16 protein-coding genes are annotated in these 16,517 nt (G+C 66.3%); 2 read left to right on the forward strand and 14 right to left on the reverse strand.

The window, feature by feature from the left end:
* Positions 1-25: 25 nt before the first annotated feature.
* The 7 genes from ACQR2C_RS03205 to ACQR2C_RS03235 all read right to left on the reverse strand — a co-directional run bounded on the left by ACQR2C_RS03205 (position 26) and on the right by ACQR2C_RS03235 (position 7,878).
* Positions 26-436, reverse strand: a complete 411-nt coding sequence (locus tag ACQR2C_RS03205; RefSeq protein WP_315801928.1) for a hypothetical protein — start codon at positions 434-436, stop codon at positions 26-28.
* A 336-nt stretch (positions 437-772) separates the two neighbouring features.
* A complete protein-coding gene (locus ACQR2C_RS03210) occupies positions 773-1,222 on the reverse strand; it encodes a hypothetical protein (protein WP_315801927.1) in 450 nt (149 codons plus the stop codon).
* Between the two features lie 95 nt (positions 1,223-1,317).
* Positions 1,318-4,539 carry an adenylate/guanylate cyclase domain-containing protein gene (locus tag ACQR2C_RS03215; protein WP_434880412.1) on the reverse strand — a complete coding sequence of 1,074 codons (3,222 nt, stop codon included), beginning with the start codon at positions 4,537-4,539 and terminating at the stop codon, positions 1,318-1,320.
* 116 nt (positions 4,540-4,655) lie between these two features.
* Complete coding sequence (gene purD / locus ACQR2C_RS03220) at positions 4,656-5,939, reverse strand: phosphoribosylamine--glycine ligase (RefSeq protein ID WP_434880413.1); 1,284 nt, start codon at positions 5,937-5,939, stop codon at positions 4,656-4,658.
* A gap of 71 nt (positions 5,940-6,010) precedes the next feature.
* Positions 6,011-6,325, reverse strand: a complete 315-nt coding sequence (locus tag ACQR2C_RS03225; RefSeq protein ID WP_434880414.1) for a transcriptional regulator — start codon at positions 6,323-6,325, stop codon at positions 6,011-6,013.
* Between the two features lie 4 nt (positions 6,326-6,329).
* The gene (locus ACQR2C_RS03230; RefSeq protein ID WP_434880415.1) at positions 6,330-6,878 is read right to left on the reverse strand and encodes a hypothetical protein; all 549 of its coding nucleotides are present in this window, start codon (positions 6,876-6,878) and stop codon (positions 6,330-6,332) included.
* A gap of 13 nt (positions 6,879-6,891) precedes the next feature.
* Positions 6,892-7,878, reverse strand: a complete 987-nt coding sequence (locus tag ACQR2C_RS03235) for an alpha/beta hydrolase (RefSeq protein WP_434873269.1) — start codon at positions 7,876-7,878, stop codon at positions 6,892-6,894.
* Between the two features lie 131 nt (positions 7,879-8,009).
* On the opposite strand from ACQR2C_RS03235, the gene xseA reads away from it, so the two are divergent.
* The gene (xseA, locus tag ACQR2C_RS03240) at positions 8,010-9,626 is read left to right on the forward strand and encodes an exodeoxyribonuclease VII large subunit (RefSeq protein ID WP_316179463.1); all 1,617 of its coding nucleotides are present in this window, start codon (positions 8,010-8,012) and stop codon (positions 9,624-9,626) included.
* Between the two features lie 7 nt (positions 9,627-9,633).
* Here xseA and ACQR2C_RS03245 read toward each other — a convergent pair whose 3' ends face one another.
* Positions 9,634-10,464 (reverse strand): dienelactone hydrolase family protein, encoded by an 831-nt coding sequence (locus tag ACQR2C_RS03245; RefSeq protein ID WP_315801920.1) that lies wholly within the window; start codon positions 10,462-10,464, stop codon positions 9,634-9,636.
* Positions 10,465-10,663: 199 nt separating this feature from the next.
* On the opposite strand from ACQR2C_RS03245, the gene ACQR2C_RS03250 reads away from it, so the two are divergent.
* A complete protein-coding gene (locus ACQR2C_RS03250) occupies positions 10,664-10,891 on the forward strand; it encodes a DUF2093 domain-containing protein (RefSeq protein WP_315801919.1) in 228 nt (75 codons plus the stop codon).
* On the opposite strand, the gene lpxK is transcribed toward ACQR2C_RS03250, so the two are convergent.
* From lpxK to ACQR2C_RS03280, 6 genes are read right to left on the reverse strand one after another with little or no spacing between them, the layout of a single operon-like run.
* A complete protein-coding gene (lpxK, locus tag ACQR2C_RS03255; RefSeq protein ID WP_315801918.1) occupies positions 10,861-11,886 on the reverse strand; it encodes a tetraacyldisaccharide 4'-kinase in 1,026 nt (341 codons plus the stop codon). The genes ACQR2C_RS03250 and lpxK overlap by 31 nt on opposite strands.
* Positions 11,879-13,186 (reverse strand): 3-deoxy-D-manno-octulosonic acid transferase, encoded by a 1,308-nt coding sequence (locus tag ACQR2C_RS03260; RefSeq protein WP_315801917.1) that lies wholly within the window; start codon positions 13,184-13,186, stop codon positions 11,879-11,881. Before ACQR2C_RS03260 ends, lpxK begins: the two co-directional genes overlap by 8 nt.
* Positions 13,179-13,919, reverse strand: a complete 741-nt coding sequence (locus ACQR2C_RS03265; RefSeq protein WP_315801916.1) for a lysophospholipid acyltransferase family protein — start codon at positions 13,917-13,919, stop codon at positions 13,179-13,181. The genes ACQR2C_RS03260 and ACQR2C_RS03265 overlap by 8 nt, the downstream gene beginning before the upstream one ends.
* A 17-nt stretch (positions 13,920-13,936) precedes the next feature.
* Positions 13,937-14,176: a DUF4170 domain-containing protein gene (locus ACQR2C_RS03270; RefSeq protein ID WP_009031572.1), complete on the reverse strand. Its 240-nt coding sequence runs from the start codon at positions 14,174-14,176 to the stop codon at positions 13,937-13,939.
* A gap of 58 nt (positions 14,177-14,234) precedes the next feature.
* Positions 14,235-14,981 carry a 3'(2'),5'-bisphosphate nucleotidase CysQ gene (locus tag ACQR2C_RS03275; RefSeq protein WP_434880475.1) on the reverse strand — a complete coding sequence of 249 codons (747 nt, stop codon included), beginning with the start codon at positions 14,979-14,981 and terminating at the stop codon, positions 14,235-14,237.
* 58 nt (positions 14,982-15,039) lie between these two features.
* Positions 15,040-16,428, reverse strand: coding sequence for a TldD/PmbA family protein (locus ACQR2C_RS03280; protein WP_409997907.1), 1,389 nt, complete (start codon positions 16,426-16,428; stop codon positions 15,040-15,042).
* Positions 16,429-16,517: the final 89 nt, after the last annotated feature.

Genomic DNA, 16,517 nt, shown 5'->3' on the forward strand with positions numbered 1-16,517 from the left:
GCCGTGCGTGTGGCAGATCTGGCGCTCACTGCATGCTGAGCTCTCGAGCGCGCCGCTCCCGCACCGTCTTTGCAATCTGCTGTCGCACGACGCGGCCGGGCGTCGTCGGAATCGACACGATGACGTGCACGTCGGACGCGAAGACGACAGGCCGTCCACGAGAGACAGTGACGCGCGGATCATCGGCGGCCGAATGACAGACGAGCGAGATCGGCAACGGCGCGCCCGATTCCAGATCCTCCTTGAAAGCCTCGACGACTCGATCGTGACCATTCACGCCGTCGCGGTCCGAAGGATAGGTCTTGAGATGATCCAGGAATTTGTACCAGCGACGGCGCTCATTCCAGTCGGCAGGCACGATGCCAAGCAAGGTGAACGAGCGCTGCAGGCCATGCTCGGCAGAAAAGATCCCGAACTCGCGCTGCAACTCGGCCATCTCCGGCACCGCGTCAGCCTCGAACCGCTTGTTGAACTGAACCACGACGTCGAGCGTCGTGCTGTCCTTCATCATCGCTCCCATAACGGCTTCCTCCCGATAGCGCAGAATGCACCGGTGTCATGGTGCCTTCTTTTCTCCGGACCATCAAGGACGATCTGCCGCCAAAGGGGACAGCGAAGCTGAACGGCGCAAGGCAGCGCTCAGCTTCGCACGCACACCAGCACCGAACCGGGTCGGTGATCGCTCGAGACGGCGCGGCGCGATAGACATCGACGTCAGAACAGGGGAATCGAGCAAAGAGCCTCGTCTCCGAAGACGACCCTCGTGGTCGCCTCACTTCTTGCGTTTTTCGACCCGCCTCGCCCGTGCGGTCTCAGCGGCCTGCTTGCGTGCCTCACGACCGGGCGTCGTCGGGATCGAGATGATGACGTGCTTGTCGAGGGAGAAAACGATCGGACGTCCTTCCGACACGGTGACACGGGGATCCTCTGCCGCAGAGTGACAGACGATCGAGACCGGCAGCGGCTTTTCGCACTCCAGATCATCCTTGAACGCCTGGATCACACGATCATGGCCGTTCACGCTGGCGATGTCCGATGGATACGTCTTCAGAAACTCGAGAAACTTGTACCAGCGCCGCCGCTCGGACCAGTCGGCAGGCACGATTCCGAGCAAAGCAAAGGACTGCTGTAGACTATGCCTCAGCGAGAAGACCCCGAACTCCCGTTGCAGCTCGACCATTTCGGGCAAGGCATCTGCATCGAACCGTTTGTTGAGCTGCACGATAATATCAAGGGTAGTACTGTCTTTAATCATTACCCCCATTGTAACCCCCAAATCTGAAAAAGCCGGAATTCAACGAATCGACAATGCATGCATCATTGCATTGCTTCAAGATGCAATTGCAGTTTCTGAACTAATGAACGCAGACAGAACGCACCGGAGACATTCATGAGATGTCCTATCTGCTCAAGAAGTCCCGCAGCCTGCTCGTTCCTGCCGGCTCCGGCAAGAGCAAGGCCCAGAACGGTCGTCGCGTAACACTCCGCCACTCGATCCGTCTTTCGCTTGGCTACAAGGATCGCCTGTTTGCTGGCCTCGATGGCGGCATCGAAGTCGTCACTCCGGTAAAGCAGATCGGCATTTATGGCGGCCATGCGCGCCTCGAGCTCGAGCCCCGTCCTTGCGGCCCGAGCGGCTTCGATCGCGCCAACCATCTCATTCGTCGCGTCGGCGAATCGACCGGTCAACCCCTGTTCGAGGCTTGCGCAGAGCAAGGTGAGCACGCGGATGTAGGGAATGCCGGATGTTTCAGCGAGATCGGAAACTCGCCTTGCGTGCTCGCGCGCAAGGCTCTGGTCTTCGACCATCCATGCCAGCTCCACGAGGTTGAAGTGCGGGACGAACTGGAGCACCGGTGCGACCTCGGATGAGGGCTGCTGCACCAATTCGAGAAGCTCGCTGCGAGCATCCTCGATCTGGCCGAGATGAGCCATTGCGCGCGCCCTGATGCATCTCACCCAATAGCTGACGTCAAAGCCGAGAATCTGGTTCGGGTTCAAACCAAGCGTGACGTGACTGTCGAAGCCGGCCTGGCTTGCCATTGCAGCGATAGCTGTATTGGCCGCCGAGAGCGCCTCGTTCATCCGTCCCGAATGTGTGTATGCCTGCGCCAGCATGGCGTTGACGGTCGCGTAGCGGCCAACATCCCCCTCGCCCGAGGTCAGCTTGATGGCGTTCTGCGCCAGGTCGACGTAGTCATCGGCCGCTCCCGTCGAAGCGAGCACGCGGCCATAAGCGCCGATCAACAACGGCTCATGCGCCTTGTCGGAGGAGCGGGCAAATCTCAACGCTTCTTCAGCAAAAGGCTTGACCTCTTCGGCCGAGATGCCTTCGCGCCAGCCGAAGTTCAGGATCTGGCCGCTGGCCAGCGCACGCAGGCGGTCGACGCGCTCCGATTGCGGCAGCGCCTGCAGCAGGGAGCGGATCTTCTTCCACAGCCGCAGCGCCTCCGCCGTGTTGGTGCGGCCGATCCAGCGCGCCGCGCGCTGCAGATGCTCGACCGCCTGCATGGTCTGGCCGGCGAACTCATAGTGCGAGGCGATCAGGGCGGCGAATTCGTCCTGCGTCCCCCAATCGAGCGCCTCGATCGCCTTGGCCACGGCAGCGTGGACCGTGCTCAGCCGGGACCGCAGCTGCATCGCATAGGCGACCTCCTGGATCAGCGGATGGCGAAAGGCGAGCACGCCCATGTCGAACGGCGGCAGATCGTAGAGAAGATCGGCCTGCCTGAGCTGAGCGAGCGCATCGAACAGCTCTGCGTCATCGATGCCGGTTACGGGCTTGAGCACCGCCAGCGCGACCGATCGGCCGATCACGGCCGCTGCTTCCAGCACGTTCTTGGCAGATTCGCCGAGACGATCGATGCGCGCGGCCACGACCGCATGCACGGTCGGCGGCAGTGGAATCGGTCCGATGCCACCCTTGAGACGGTAGGCGCCGCGCTCACCCTCGAAGCCGCCGCTTTCGGAAACGGCGCTGGCAAGCTCCTCGAGGAAGAACGGATTGCCCTGCGCGCGCTCGACGATGTCGCGCGCCAGCACCTCGAGCGAAGGATCGTCACCGAACACCCCGCGTAGCAGCTCGCTTGCCTCCTCGGAGGCAAGCGGGACGATGTGCAGTTCGTGAAATGGGGCCTGCTGCATGAAGGAGGCGGCGAAACCCGGCCTGTAGTTCACGACCAGCAGTGTCTTGGTCCCGACCGTGGCCTCCGCGAGCGCCTCGACGAATTCCTCGCTGGCCTCGTCGACCCAATGCAGGTCCTCGATCATGATCACCATGGCGCCGTCGGCGGGCGCCGCACGGAACAGCGTCTTGAACACGTTCAGCAGACGGGTCTTGAACACGCCGGGATCGAGCCGGAGCGCCGGCCGTGCCGGATCGGCGAGATTCATGAAGTCCAGGAGCAGGACCAGGGCCGTGTCGGGCATGGCAATGGCTTCGAGCCGGTCGACCACGCGCTGACGCGATACCTCCACCGGCTCCTTCGGCCGGATACCGAAGAAGTCGCGCAGCAATTCGAGCACCGGCTGGAACGGGGTGGCGCGGCCATGTGCCAGCACGCGCGCCTCGTAGACGCGAATGCCCTGGCGGCGACAGTGCTCGGCGAACTCGAAGCACAGCCGGCTCTTGCCGATGCCGGCCTCACCCACAATGCCGACGACAGCGCCGCGCGCCGCCAGGACGTCGTCGAGCTCGCGCTCGAGCACCGCAAGCTGGGCATTGCGCCCGATCAGCGGCAACAGGCGCTGGCCGCTGCGGAAGACGTCGCTCGCCGGCGCACTGAGGCGGCCGATCAGCTTGTAGATCGACACCGGCGAGGCGATGCCGCGCAGCGCGTGGGTGCCGAGCGGCTCGGCTTCGACGAACTGCCTGGCGCCGGTGTAGGTCTCCTTGCTGATCAGGATGGTGCCGGCCTCGGCCATGTGCTCCAGACGATTGGCGAGATGGACGTTGGCGCCGGCCGCGTCGTAGGTCTGGTACATGCTGTTCTCGACGACCTGGACGATCACCTCGCCGGTGTGCAGCCCGACCCGGACCTGCAAATGCGGGTCGGCGAGGCGCGCGATGGAGTCCTGCATCGCCAGCGCGCCGAGGCAGCCGCGAACCGCATGATCCTCATGCGGCACCGGCGCTCCGAACAGGGCCATGACGCCGTCACCCTGCGTCTTGTTGACGACGCCGTCATAGCGGTGGACCGCCTCCTTCATGAGGTTGAGCACCGGATCGAGCCGCTGCATCGCGAGCTCGGGATCGCCGAGGCTGTCGATCAGCTGGGTGGAATCGCGGATGTCGGCGAACAGGATGGTGAGACGCTTGCGTTCTCCACCCTTGCTGCTCAGGGTCCTCAGGACGCGCTGCGCCGCCTGGTCGGGCGGAGCCAGCCGGCCGGGCAACGGCGCGCCGCATTGGCCGCAGAAGCGATTCGACGGACTGTTGGTCTGGTTGCACGCCTCACATCTGAGGCTGAGCGGCTCGCCGCAACGGTCGCACGAGGCTCTCCCTGGCTGATTCTGCCTGCCGCACCGCGCGCATTCCATGGCCCCTCCGTTCCACGGCGGAACTGATTCATCCCATCAAGGCATGAGTCTATGGAACTGCCACAATTCGCACGGGAAAAATAGCCTTGCGGGGCCGACTGCGGCGATCACGACGCTCAGCCCTGACCGCTTTCCTGCGCCACCGCCTGCCAGGCAATGTCGCGCCGGCAGAAGCCGTCGGCCCATTTGATGCGGTCGACGGCCTGATAGGCCCGCGCCTGAGCCTCGGCGACGGTCTTGCCCGACGCGCAGACATTGAGGACGCGCCCACCATTGGCGAGAATGGCGCCGTCCTTCGCCACCGTGCCGGCGTGGAAGATCTCCACGCCCTCGATTCTCGCGGCATCGTCGAGTCCCTCGATGACACCGCCCTTGGCGTAGTCGCCGGGATAGCCCTTCGCAGCCATGACCACGGTGACGGCGGCGTCCGGAAACCAGCGCAGGTCGAAATTCTTCAACTGCCCGTCGCAGGCGGCCAGCATGCCGGGCACGAGATCCGACATCATCCGCAGCATCAGCACCTGACATTCCGGGTCGCCGAAGCGGACGTTGTATTCGAACAGCTTCGGCCCCTGGGCCGTCAGCATCAGGCCGGCATAGAGAATGCCCTTGAACGGCGTGCCACGGGCATTCATCCCGGCAATGGTCGGCTGAATGATCTGATTCATGATCTTGTCATGAATCTCCTGCGTCACGAACGGCGTCGGCGAATACGCGCCCATGCCGCCGGTGTTCGGTCCCTGGTCGTGATCGAACACCCGCTTGTGGTCCTGGGCGGAGGCGAGCGGAATCGCGGTCTCACCGTCGCACAACGCGAAGAACGACACCTCCCGACCTTCGAGAAACTCCTCGATGACGACCTCGGTGCCGGCAACGCCAAAGCCGCCCTCGAACATCATCTTGATGGCGTCCTCGGCCTCGACAACCGTCTTGGCGACGACGACGCCCTTGCCGGCCGCCAGCCCGTCCGCCTTGACGACGATCGGAGCGCCGTGCTCGCGGACATAGGCCAGTGCCTCGGGGGCATTGTCGAAGCGGGAATAGGCGCCGGTCGGGATGTCGTATTCGGCGCAGAGATCCTTGGTGTATCCCTTGGAGCCCTCGAGCTTGGCGGCGAGCCTGGACGGGCCGAACGCCTTGATGCCGGCATCCTCGAGATCATCGACGATGCCGGCGGCGAGCGGCGTCTCGGGGCCGACCACCACCAGGTCCACCTTGTTTGCCCGGCAGAAGGCGATCACCGCCGCATGATCGGCGACGTCGAGCGCGACACATTCGGCCTCCTTGGCGATTCCGGCATTGCCCGGCGCGCACCACAGCTTGGTGAGCAGCGGCGAGCCGGCGATCTTCCAGGCGAGCGCGTGCTCGCGGCCGCCGGAACCAAGGAGCAGAATGTTCATTGTCGATGCCGTCGCAGAGGGATGGGCCAATTTGGACGCCCCAATTGCCCGGCCCTCGCAACGGAGTCAAATCATGGCTCAGGCGGCTTCGCGGCAGCGCCGGCAATGATGCCCTGCAGGTTCGCGACGTAGCGGGCGAAGGCCGCACGGCCGGCCGCGGCCGCCGTGACCGTGGTCTGCGGCTTCCTGCCGACGAAGGCCTTGTCCACGGCGACGTAGCCGGCGCGCGCCAGCGTGTCGATGTGGGCGCCGAGATTACCGTCGGTGGCGCCGGTCAGCTTCTTCAGCCGGACGAATTCCAGCCCGGCCCCGGCCGGCAGGGCATTCAGCGCCGCCATGATCCTCAGCCGCAGCGGCTGGTGGATGATCTCGTCGAGTTCCGCCAAGCCGTCAGCTCCGCCGCATCCACAGGCCGCCGAGAACCAGGCCGCCGCCATTGACGAACGCCATCCACAACGGGAAAGCCGCGCCGATGAAGAGATAGCCGACCAGGGTCAACGCGGTGACGCACAGGCCGAACACCGTGAAGGCCGCGCCGAACCACAATCCGGCCAGGCCATAGAACAGCATGAAATAGACCGGCCAGAACGCGCCCATCTCGCGCGGTCCGAAATGGCCGATCGCCTCGACGAAGAAACCGAAGGCGAAGAACATGACGAAGGCGAGCACCGCCCTGACATCGAAGCTGCGCACGCCGGAGCGCGCTTTTTCCGCCGCGCCCAACACCACCGATCCGGCGAGGCCGAGGACATAGACCGTCAGCCAAGCCTTGGCCGCGTGGACCGGCGTGAGATAGGTCACGAGATTGCCGGCGAAGACGAGAACGCCCCAGAGGATCATCAGCAGGCTCGACAGCCGATAGATCTGCGACTGCCGCACGCGCTTCATCACATCCTCGATGTCGCCGAGCGCCCGCGCGGCTTCCAGGCTGTCGATCATGCGGTTTGAACCTCTAGCGCTTAGCCACGTCTTCGGCGATCGCGCTCACCGCCTGCGGCGCCGACACGATCTCCATGTGATTGACGCCCGCGATCAGCTTCACGTCAACGCCGCGCGCGACGGCGTGCACCGCATCTGCATATTTGTCGGCGAGCATCAGCTCGTCATCGGCGCCGGCGATAACGGTCACCGGGTGCTTCGCCGCGGCGAGATCGGCCTTGTAGCCGCGGGTCGCGAAATTGCGGAACAGCCGGTAGCTGTAGGTCGGCGCCAGGAATTTCTCCGAGTTCGGCCTGACAGCAAAGGCCAGCACGGGCAGTGCCTCGCAACACGGCATACCGATGCGCCTGAGCGCGCCGAGCGCCAGGATGCGCGGAATGTCGGGACCGGCCCAGCCGCCCGAATTCTCACGGTTGGTCGGCGCATCGTAGCCGAGATAGGGCGACAGCAGCACGGTGCGCGTGAACAGGTCCTGGATCGGGGCGCTCGCCGCGCGCAGCGCGAAGCCGCCGCCAGCCGAATGGCCGAGCAGGACGATCGGCTCGGTCGGGATCGACCTCCTGAGCTCGGCGACGAGGTCGGCCAGATCGTCTTCGAGCTGTCCGAGATAGCCGATGTCGCCGCGGGTGCCGGAGCCGCCATGGCCGCGAATGTCGGGCGCGAAGGTCTCGATGCCGCGCGCCGCCAGCGCATCGGCAAGGGCATGCACGGCAACGCTGGAGCCGGAGGAGCCGTGGACCACGATCGCGACCTTGCCGACAGCCGTTCCGCGCGCCGGGTAATGACGATAGGCGAGCTCGGTGCCATCGCGGGCGCTGAAGCGCTGCAGGCTTGGCATGGTGCTGCGGTCGACCCGTCCCGCCGTCTCCGAGATCGACTTCAGCTCGGGCGGGCGTCCCAGCGGCGCCGCGATCATCGCCGCCAGAACCAAAGCGAGCACGCCGACGAGGCAGAGCGCTCCTCCTAGGGCCCGAAACGGGACCTTCGCACCGCGTCGCATGCTCTCCTCCACTCACCCAATTTATAGAGTACTCTGTATAACAGAGTTATCGAAAAGACAACGGCTTGATTGGCGGCGGACGCGGAAAGCCCCTACCTTGGCTGCTGCTCCCCGAACCGAATCAGCCAGCGATGCCGCCTGCGGAAGCCTTGCCCAACGCGCCCGAATTCACCGTCACCGAGCTGTCCTCGGCGCTGAAGCGCACGGTCGAGGACCAGTTCGGCCATGTCCGGGTGCGCGGCGAAATCACCGGCTTTCGCGGGCCGCATTCCTCGGGGCATTGCTATTTCGCGCTCAAGGACGAGAGCGCCAAGATCGAAGCGGTGATCTGGAAGGGCGTGCATGGCCGCATGCGCTTCAAGCCCCAGGAAGGGCTCGAGGTGATCGCTACCGGCAAGCTCACCACCTATCCCAACTCGTCGAAGTACCAGATCGTCATCGAGGCGCTGGAGCCGGCCGGGATCGGCGCGCTGATGGCGCTGATGGAGGAGCGCAAGCGGAAGCTCGGGGCCGAGGGGCTGTTCGATCCCGCGCGCAAGCAATTGCTGCCGTGGCTTCCCGAGGTGATCGGCGTCGTCACCTCGCCGACCGGCGCCGTCATCCGCGACATCCTGCACCGGCTCGAGGACCGCTTTCCCCGGCGCGTGCTGGTCTGGCCCGTGAAGGTACAGGGCGAGGGCTCGGCCGAGCAGGTCGCCGCCGCGATCCGCGGCTTCAACGCCTTGCCCGAGGGCGGTCCGATCCCGCGGCCCGACGTGCTGATCGTCGCGCGCGGTGGCGGCTCGCTGGAAGACCTGTGGTCGTTCAACGAGGAGATCGTGGTCCGCGCCGCGGCCGAGAGCATGATCCCGCTGATCTCGGCGGTCGGCCACGAGACCGACGTGACCTTGATCGATTTCGCCGCGGACAAACGTGCGCCGACTCCGACAGCAGCCGCGGAAATGGCGGTGCCGGTGCGCAGCGAGCTGATGCAGGAGGTCGCAAGCCTCGCGCGCCGTGTCAGCGTCTGCTGGCAGCGTGGCCAGGAGAGCCGCCGCAACGAGCTGCGCGCCGCCGCGCGCGCTCTGCCCGGCGCCGGAGATCTGCTCGCCATTCCCAGGCAGCGGCTGGATTCGGCGGCCGCCAGCCTGCCGCGCGCGCTGAAGACCAACACGCATGTGCACTTCCGCCAGTTCGCGGCGGCGAGCGCCAAGCTCACTCTGCGCGTGCTGCACGCGCAGATCGCGCAATCGCGCCATCGCCTGATCGCGTCGTCCGAACGGCTGTCGCTGTCGTCGCGCGGCCAGTTGCACCGGCGGCGCGAGCGGTTCGAGGCGCTCGATGCCCGCTTCAAGGCCTCTCGGCAGGCCTATGCGCAGGCCAAGCGCCAGGCCATCGGTCGCGAGCGCGACCGAACCGAACGTCTGGCCGAGCGGGCCCGGCGCGCGTTGCTGACCCAGCTTCAGCGCCTGTCGGCCCGCGTCGGCCAGAACGAAAAGCTCCTCACCGCCCTGTCCTATCGCAGCGTGCTGGCGCGTGGCTTTGCGCTGGTGCGTGACGAGGCCGGCCACCCGCTGCACCATGCCGCGAGCATCGGTCCCGGCGCCGCGCTCTCGATCGAATTTGCGGACGGCAAGGTCGCGGCCACGGCGGGCGCGGACCGCCCGCTTCCGCCGGCAGCGCCGTCATCGCCGAAACCTGCGCGCGAGGCCAAGCCTTCGGCAGCGAAGCGCACGCCCGATCCCGCCGATCAAGGCAGCCTGTTCTGATCGGTTCTCAGCGCGCCAGCCACTCGGCCACGAGCTTCTGCGCATCGGCGCGCGCCTCGGGATCGGAGCCGACATGGCCGCGCTCGGGCGCCCCGGCATCCGAGCCGGCAACCTGATGCAGCGGCAGGTTCACACGATCGAAATCGTGATAGGCGCCGGGATAGATCACGATGCGGGTCAGCGCGCTGCGGCCGCGCGCACCATCGATCATCTGTCGGCATGCGGGCGGCGAATAGACGTCGTCCAGCCCGCCGATCAGCACCAATGTCGGGACGCGCGTGCTCCAGCCGAGACCGGACGAGGCACGGCAATCCGGGTAGAACGCCACCGCCGAGCGGAAATCGGGCGAGACATGCTGGGGCAATTGCGGGCGTACCGCCCATAACAGCGCGCTCGCACCGCTGGCCCAGCCGACCAGACTGACCCGGTCGGGCATCGCCCAGGCTTGCTTGGCCAGCCATTTCTGCGCGATCACGATGTCCGCGACACGCTCGCGCCGGCCGCTGATACGACGCTCCTTGACGCGGCATTGCGGGCCCAGCCCGCGCGAGCCGTAGCTGTCCGGCAGCAGGACGGCCTTTCCGTCCCCGACCAGTTCCTCCGCCCAGTCGCGATAACGCGGCAGCACGGGCTCGGAGCGGCCGGAAAGCCCACCGCAGCCGTGCAGGGCAACGACGACCGGAAATGGGCCGGCCCCCTTCGGCCGGTAGAGCTGGGCGCGCAGCACATAGCTTCCCGAGGGAATCTCGACCGCGACGGGCGCCGGCAACGGCTCAGCCAAGGCTGAAAACGCCGTGGCGCAAAGCATTGAGACAACGATGGCGACGAGGGAGCGCATTAAACCAGCCGGGCGGGACAAGCGGCGGATATTGAAACCTAGCTAGCACGGAGTTTCGTGCAGAAGCATCACAAATCAGTGGGTTTGCGCGGGGGGACAGCGTCCCCCATCTATGCTAGGACATCATCGAAAATCGGCCTGTCGTGTGCGTGCGGCGCTCGCGGAGGGACTTCACGGCAAGGAATTGGAGATCGCGGACGTGCTCAACAAGTTTGGTCCCTCGGGCCAGGGCGAGGCGCAGGTGCAGTATCTGGATGGCGATTTCCGCGTGATCTCACCGGGAAGCTATGTGCGCTGCGCGGTCACCGATGTGCGGATTCCGCTGGACGAGCTGAAGTATTGGAGTGTCGATCTGCAGGAAGCCTACGCCGTGCCGACCGCCGTGCTGCAGCGGCATTATCCGGGCGCATTGAAGGCCAACGGCTGACCTTTACGCTTCGCTGCCAGTCGTTGCACAACCAGCGCGCGCAACGCGGCGAGATCGTCGAACTGCAAAGTGACCGGGAATGCCATGACATCGGGCGCGGCCTCATGGCCGCGGAACCGCACGAGATCTTTTTCCGTGGTCACCAGGGCAAATCCATCACGCCTCGCTTCGTTGGCGAGGGCTGCGACGTCGCCTGTCGTGAATGGGTGGTGATCCGGAAAGGCCCGCTCGCGCCTGACGTCGAGACCCGCGCCGCGAAGGGTGCGGAAGAAGCGGGCGGGATCGCCGATCCCGGCAAACGCCAGCAGCGGCCTGCCCTGCAACGCCGCCACGACCTTTGCATCGGGCTGCAACGCGGCCGAGAACACTGGCTTGCCGGCCGCCGAGACACGCGCAGCGACCAGATCGCTGGCTCGGCCGCCGCCGATCACGACCAACGCGTCGGTGCGCGCCAGTTGCGGCGGCAGCGGCGCGCGCAACGGTCCGGCGGGAAACACCTCGGCATTGCCGAGGCCGCGCGCGCCGTCGATCACGATCAGCGCGAGATCCTTGGTGATCGACGGATTCTGGAAGCCATCGTCCATCAGGATGACCGAGGCGCCCTGCGCCTTGACGAGGCCGATGCCGTCGGCGCGGTCGCGCGAGACGACGACCGGCACCCGCGCGGCCATCATCAGCGGCTCGTCACCGACATCGGCCGCCTGATGGATAGCGGGATCGACGGCCACGGGACCGTGCAGCCGGCCGCCATAGCCACGGCTCAGCACCACCGGCCGCTCGCCGAGGTCACGCAGCATGTCGGTCAGCGCCAGCACGGTCGGCGTCTTGCCGGCGCCGCCGACATGGAAATTGCCGACGCAGATCACCGGCAGGCCTGCATCGACTCCGACTTGCGCCATGCGGCGTGCGGCAATGGCACCGTAGAGTGTCGAGAGCGGGGACAGCAGACGCGATTGCCAGGAGGGCGGCCGATGCCAGAAGGCCGGCTCACGCATCGCCGGCGGCCCCCATCTCGAGCCTGACCTGCAACAGATACGGCTCGAGCGCCGACAGCGTCCGCTCCAGCGCGCCACCGAGCTGATCGACGACGCGCGTGCCTGCCGCAACCAGGCTGTTGCCGGCTGCGGGATCGGCGAGCAGCTGCCGGAGCTGCCGGATCAGCGCCTCCTGATCGTGGGCGAGCCGGGCTCCCCCGGCCTTGTCCAGCGCCTCGTAGACGTCGGTGAAATTGAACACGTGCGGGCCATGCACGATCGCCGCGCCGAGCTTGACCGCCTCGATCGGGTTCTGGCCGCCATGCTCGACCAGCGACCCGCCCATGAACACGACCGGCGCCAGCCGGTAGAACAGGCCGAGCTCACCCATGGTATCGGCGACGTAGATGTCGGTGCCGGCGAGCGGCTGGTCCTCGCGCGACCGCAAGGCGCCCTGCAGGCCGGCGCTTGCGACGAGCTCCGCGACCGCCGGGCCGCGATGCGGATGGCGCGGCACGATCACGGTGAGCAGCGACGGATAGGCCGCAGACAAGGCCTTATGGGCCGCGATCAGGATCTCGTCCTCGCCGGGATGCGTGGAGGCGGCGACGACGACCGGACGGCCGCGCGTCATCGCCGTGAGCCGATCGAGCTTCGCCGGATCGGCGGGCGGCGCCGGCACGTCGAGCTTGAGATTGCCGGTGGTGATGACGTTGCGCGCGCCGAGCGCGGAGAACCGGTCGGCATCCGCCTGCGACTGCGTCAGGAAGAGATCAAAGCGTCCCAGCAAAGCGGAGATGGTGCCGGACATGCGGCGCCAGCGCGGGAACGAGCGCGGCGACATGCGGCCGTTGATCACCACCATCGGCACCCGCCGCGAGGCACCGGCCAGGATCAGGTTGGGCCAGAGATCGGACTCGATGAACAGCCCGAGCGAGGGACGCCAATGATCGAGAAACCGCTCGACGAAGCGCGGCGTGTCATAGGGCACGTATTGGTGGATCACGTCGGGTGGGAAACGCTTGGCCACGATCGCGGCCGAGGTCACGGTGCCGGACGTGATGAGGATGCGGATGTTGAGCTCACGCAGCCGCTCGATCAGTGCCGCCGCCGCGAGCACCTCGCCGACGCTGGCGCCGTGAATCCAGACCAGCGGACCCAGCGGGCGGGTGTCGTGGCTCAGGCCGCGACGCTCGTCGGTCCGCTCCGGATCCTCCTTGCCATGCTTGAGCCGCTGCCTGATCAGGGCCGGCGCAAGCGGCGATGCCGCCGAGGACAACCCGCGGTAGACACGCAGGGCCATCGGCAGCGGGCTAGGCACTCGATGCTCCCGACGCGACCGGCGGGGGACAGGCCTCGGGACGGCCGACGATCTCATAGGCGCGGCGCATGCATTGGTTCAGCGTCGCCTCGAGGTCGAGACGCGCCTCTTCCATCATCGCGGCGTCGGCATCGCGCGGCACGTTGATTTCCTTGATTCCCACCAATGCGCCGCGGCCGAATGGCAAATTGATGGTGGTGCTGTCCCAGTTCTTCAGGCGGATGAAGCGGCTCGTGACCATTGCGAACGGCATGATCGGACGTCCTGTTTCACGCGCGAGCATGATGATGCCGAGACCCGCAATCCGCGCGCGCTTCGGCACATCGGCGGTCGATGCAACATTATAGTTGTCTTCGAGCGCCCGCACCATCTCCTTGAAAGCTCCTACTCCGCCTTTCCGGTGGAAGGAAGAGCCGTGATCGCCGGAGCCGCGGATGGTTCCGATGCCGAGCCGCTCCGCCGCGATCGCGTTGAACTCGCCGTCGCGATGGCGGGAGATCAGCACCTTGGCGCGATAGCTCGGCTTGTTCTTGATGAAGGGGGTCAGCAGATGCTGGCCGTGCCAGAACGCGAAGATCGCCGGCATCTGCGGCTCGACGATATCGTAGACCTCGGGCGGCTCATAGGTGAAGCGGTTGGTCAGCCACACCAGACGCAGGTACTCGGCGGCGAGGAACCCGACGGCGCGCTGGAACCAGCCGCTGCGCAGCGTATTGCGAACCAGATGTTTCAAGTGACGAGCTTTGCGTCTTACTTCGCGTCCTGACCGGGATCGAGCAGCCGGTGCAGGTGAACGATGAAATAGCGCATATGGGCGTTGTCGACCGTCATCTGCGCCTTGGCTCGCCAGGCGGCGTGGGCCGCCGCGTAGTTCGGATAGACACCGACGATGTCGACCTTGTCGAGATCCTTGAATTCGTTCTTGTCGAGGTTGATGAGCTCGCCGCCGATCACGAGGTGAAGGAGCTGCTGCGAGGCGCTATCTGTCATCGGTATCGTTTCCTAATCAGCGCCTTGCAGGCGAAATGGAGGGTGCGATCCAGGGGCGTCAGTCCGGCGGTAACCTGCGATACTGAGCGACGATGTCAGCATGTCGGTCGCGGCCCGCTGCCACCAGCACCCCGTGCACCACTTCCGGACGATTATAGAGGATCGCCTCGCCGGACAACGCGGTCATTTTACCACCCGCTTCCTGCACGATCAAATGAGCCGCCGCAAGGTCCCAATCGCGGCTTTGTCCGCCTGCAAAAGCGGCATCGAGCCCGCCATGCGCGACACGGCACAGGCGCAGCGCCAGCGAGCCGATTCGCGGATGCAGCTCAATCCGCGCCGCGCCCGGAGCCAGCCGCTCAACCAGCGGTTTCGGGCCGGCCACGCGCGAGAAATCGAGCTCGCGTCCAGGTGCAGCCCGAACCGGCTGTTCGTTCAACGTGGTGCCGCTACCGCGCGCGGCGAAGAAGAACTCCTCGCTGACCGGGACATGCACGGCGGCGAGTATCGGCGCACCGTGCTCGACCAGCGCAACGCTCACGCACCAGTCGTTGCGGCCGCCGAGATAGGACCGCGTGCCGTCGATCGGATCGACGATCCAGACCCGCGATCGACCAAGTCTCGCCCGATCATCCGCGCTCTCCTCGGACAGCCAGCCGTAATCCGGCGTTGCGGATCGCAGCCTGCGTTCGAGCAGCGCATTGACCGCCATGTCGGCTTCGGAAACGGGCGACGACGCCCCCTTGGTCCATTTGCGCAGCTCCGTTCCGAACATCGAACGTGCGAGCTCGCCGGCTTCGCGCACCACCTCTTTGAGGAGCCCGGCGTCCGCCGCCAGGCTCGTGTCGTCCGGTTTCCCGATCTCACCGTCCGCCAAGCGTCAACCCTTCGATGCGCACCGTCGGCGCATTGACGCCATAGCGGAATTCCAGATCGCTGGCGGGCGTCATCGACTTGAAGATCTCGAACAGATGCCCGGCGATCGTCACTTCGCTCACGGCATAGCCGATCTCGCCATTCTCGATCCAGAAGCCGGACGCGCCACGGCTGTAGTCGCCGGTGACGCCGTTGACGCCCGAGCCGATCAGGTCGGTGACGTAGAAGCCCTGCTTGATGTCCGAGATCAGCTCCTTGGCTGTCACGACGCCGGCTTCGAGATGCAGATTGAACGGACCGGGCGAAGGCGACGACGACACGCCGCGATGGGCATGCCCGGTCGTCACCATGCCGAGCTCGCGCGCGGTGCCCGAATCGAGGAGCCACGTCGTCAGCACGCCATCGTCGACCAGCGCGGTCTGCTTCACCTTCACGCCCTCGGCGTCGAACGGCTGCGACCGCAAGCCCCGCTTGCGCAGCGGATCATCGATGATGCGGATGCCCTTGGCGAACAGCTGCGCGCCGAGCTTGTCCTTGAGGAAGCTGGTCTTGCGCGCGATCGAGGCACCATTGATGGCGCCGACCAGATGTCCGACCAGCGAGCCGGACACGCGGGGATCGAACACCACCGGCACCTGGCACGTCGCAACCTTGCGCGGATTGGCGCGCGCCACCGCGCGTTCGCCGGCGCTGCGCCCGACGGCCGCGGGCGCCAGCAGGTCGGCGCCGTGCGGAGCCGCCGTGTAGTCGTAGTCGCGCTCCATTCCGGTGCCCTCACCGGAAATGGCGGTCGTCGAGATGCTCTGGCTCGAGCGCAGATAGGCGCCGTGAAAACCGTCGCTCGTGACCAGCACCATGCCGCCGATGCCGGTCGAGGCGGACGCACCACCGGACTTCGTCACGCCCTTCACGCCGAGCGCGGCGGCCTCCGCCTCCTGGGCACGGCGCTCCAGCTCTGCGGTCGAGGGAATCTGCGGATCGAGCAGATCGAGTTCGGGAATGTCGCGCGCCAGCAGCGCGGGATCGGCGAGGCCGACATATTGATCGTCGGGCGCCACCCGCGCCATCGCCACCGCCCGCTCGGCCAGCCGCGCGACACCGTCGCCGCTGACATCGTTGGTCGACACCACGGCCTGGCGCTTGCCGACCAGCACGCGCAGGCCGACATCGTCGCCCTCGGAGCGCTCGGATTCCTCGACACGGCCGTCACGGACCTCGACGCCTAGCGAGATGCCGCGCACCGCGATGGCGTCGGCGGCATCGGCGCCGGCCTTCCTCGCGGCTTCCACCAGCCGCTCGGCGAGCGTTCGCAGGGCGGACTGGTCGAGCAGATCTGATTGGGCGGAGGTCGACGATGAGGCTGGGGAAGAGGTCACGAACACGATCCGATCGATGTCAGGTGGGCGAAGACGGCTCAATCCAAACGAAATGTGGCCTGTTCACGCCGACTTCAAGCAGGACGGCA

Source organism: Bradyrhizobium sp. HKCCYLRH3061 (assembly GCF_051168015.1).
Classification (GTDB): Bacteria; Pseudomonadota; Alphaproteobacteria; order Rhizobiales; family Xanthobacteraceae; genus Bradyrhizobium.

Bases quoted from the DNA above. Each gene is read 5' to 3' on its own strand.
- ACQR2C_RS03215 (WP_434880412.1), bottom strand. From the start codon at position 4,539: ATGGAATGCGCGCGGTGCGGCAGGCAGAATCAGCCAGGGAGAGCCTCG.
- xseA (WP_316179463.1), top strand. From the start codon at position 8,010: ATGCCGCCTGCGGAAGCCTTGCCCAACGCGCCCGAATTCACCGTCACC.
- ACQR2C_RS03245 (WP_315801920.1), bottom strand. From the start codon at position 10,464: ATGCGCTCCCTCGTCGCCATCGTTGTCTCAATGCTTTGCGCCACGGCG.
- ACQR2C_RS03205 (WP_315801928.1), bottom strand. From the start codon at position 436: ATGGCCGAGTTGCAGCGCGAGTTCGGGATCTTTTCTGCCGAGCATGGC.
- ACQR2C_RS03270 (WP_009031572.1), bottom strand. From the start codon at position 14,176: ATGACAGATAGCGCCTCGCAGCAGCTCCTTCACCTCGTGATCGGCGGC.
- purD (WP_434880413.1), bottom strand. From the start codon at position 5,939: ATGAACATTCTGCTCCTTGGTTCCGGCGGCCGCGAGCACGCGCTCGCC.
- lpxK (WP_315801918.1), bottom strand. From the start codon at position 11,886: ATGCGTGAGCCGGCCTTCTGGCATCGGCCGCCCTCCTGGCAATCGCGT.
- ACQR2C_RS03230 (WP_434880415.1), bottom strand. From the start codon at position 6,878: ATGATCGACAGCCTGGAAGCCGCGCGGGCGCTCGGCGACATCGAGGAT.
- ACQR2C_RS03235 (WP_434873269.1), bottom strand. From the start codon at position 7,878: ATGCGACGCGGTGCGAAGGTCCCGTTTCGGGCCCTAGGAGGAGCGCTC.